This window comes from Acinetobacter sp. YH16044 (genome assembly GCF_013417145.1).
GTDB classification, from domain to species: Bacteria; Pseudomonadota; Gammaproteobacteria; order Pseudomonadales; family Moraxellaceae; genus Acinetobacter; species Acinetobacter amyesii.
The window spans coordinates 1-1772 of the sequence record NZ_VPEK01000120.1; the positions used below are offsets into that span (position 1 = coordinate 1).

2 protein-coding genes are annotated in these 1772 nt (G+C 34.6%); one reads left to right on the forward strand and one right to left on the reverse strand.

Going from position 1 to position 1772, the window contains the following annotated elements; all coding sequences use genetic code 11:
• On the forward strand, nucleotides 1–452 hold a 452-nt coding region (locus FTV38_RS17345), incomplete at its 5' end, for a hypothetical protein (protein ID WP_180023030.1).
• Between the two features lie 13 nt (nucleotides 453–465).
• Here FTV38_RS17345 and FTV38_RS17350 read toward each other — a convergent pair.
• Nucleotides 466–1449, reverse strand: coding sequence for a RepB family plasmid replication initiator protein (locus FTV38_RS17350; RefSeq protein WP_151710986.1), 984 nt, complete (start codon nucleotides 1447–1449; stop codon nucleotides 466–468).
• Nucleotides 1450–1772: the final 323 nt, after the last annotated feature.

The window sequence follows — 1772 nt, forward strand, 5'->3', positions numbered from 1 at the left end:
CAAATGAGGTATTTATAGCAAGGGTTCAATCATTTGAATCAGATAAAAATCAGACTAAATTTCAATTTTCTAACCATAATTTTATTTTTCGCCCATTAATAGCTTGGTTTAGATATTCTAGCCCAAATGAATGGAATGGCGATTTTAAAATTAAGAATATAAAAAAAGGAAATTTGATAATTGGTTTAGCATATCCGCCAGATGGTAACCAAGCAAGAAATTATCAGGTAAGTTCACTGGCACTACTTCACTGTAATAATGATGTTATATCAATAAGTAAGCCATCCACTCCTTTTTTAGCATGGGATAGAGCAAAAGGACGTTGTTTCTATACTGATAAGAGTGGTTTATTGAACGGCTTTCTTGAAAAAGATCAGGCATATTATTTACATAAAATTCAAGCTAAATATCCGACTTGCCGTAAACTGTACTCAGCATTCCCTATGACGTAATGTATATAAAATCTTAGTCTTTGAAGTCTGTTTCAGTCCGCAATGCTTTAAAAATCCGCTTTGCGGTTTCCTCTCGGACGGATGTAGGGTCACGTAAAATATTGGCAATCCATATTGAAAAGGCTGGGTAATCTTTATTGTCGGCTAAGTCAGAGATGCTATGAACCTTAGATAATACTGAACTGTAGGTCTTAATTTGACTGTCAGATAAGTTGCTGAACATATCTATAGTTTTTTGATCTCGCTGAGATTCTATTTTTTTAGGTGACAATTTTTGCTTAAATTTTAATTCTATGTGTGTGAACTTACGCCCTGTTTTTAACAGTTTATATTTGATTGTAATGGGAGATTTTTCATTAAGTTCATCAATTGCGGTATCTATTACCCATCTTTTTAAGTCTGCCGTTAATGGATACTTATTATTCAGATCAAGCATATTGCGCAAGTCATCAAGCCTTATTTTTCGATAACCTGTACTCTTGAATTGCATCATTAATTCATAAAATCGAACGCTATACCCACTACTTACTCCTGCTATGTCTTGAAGAAAATATTGTGTGAAGTTAGATGATAAGTTACTAATAAAGGGTAATACAGACTTACTAAACCTTATTGCCGCCAAAATATAATCTTCTGCATAAGGATCGCTCCCTGTCACCTCTTGGATAAATTCAGGATTAGCCAAAGCCCAATCACTATTGTATTTCATGATGTCTTGAACCCATCGAGTTTTAAATGTCCCTGCTTCAGTTGTTATTGTAATAACTCTATTAAAAAGTCGATCACATGCTTCTCTAATTTCTCTGCTTGCTGTTTTTGGGTTAACACCTAACTCAATAAATGATTCCCTTGTGACGCAATAACCTGTGTTATCTGTCACTTCTTCGCCTTTGGGTATACAGGCTATAGCCGCCAAAATTAAGCGCTGTTCATTCAAAGACAGTTGATAACTAGCTTCAATAATATTATTTGCTTTGACTACTAAGAGCTTACTCATTTTTGTATTCCTTATTATTAATTATGAGAATAATATATCGCCTCATAGTTATGCGTCAATCCCTCATAGTTATGCGTCAATCCCTCATAGTTATGCGTCAATCCCTCATAGTTATGCGTCAATCCCTCATAGTTAAACCTTGCAAAGCCACGCACAGCATGGCTTTGAGTGGGGTCTAAAAATATTTAAAAATATTTAAAATATTAAAAAATAGGGAAATACTTAAAACTGCCCTATGTACTCGCTAAAGCTCGTACTCTATTGAAGCTCGTTCCTCGCTTCGTGGGGCAGTTTTTGGTTAATCCTGTTTGTGAAATCTAAAA

Coding starts and splice junctions, on each gene's coding strand:
- FTV38_RS17350 (WP_151710986.1), bottom strand. CDS start 1,449: ATGAGTAAGCTCTTAGTAGTCAAAGCAAATAATATTATTGAAGCTAGT.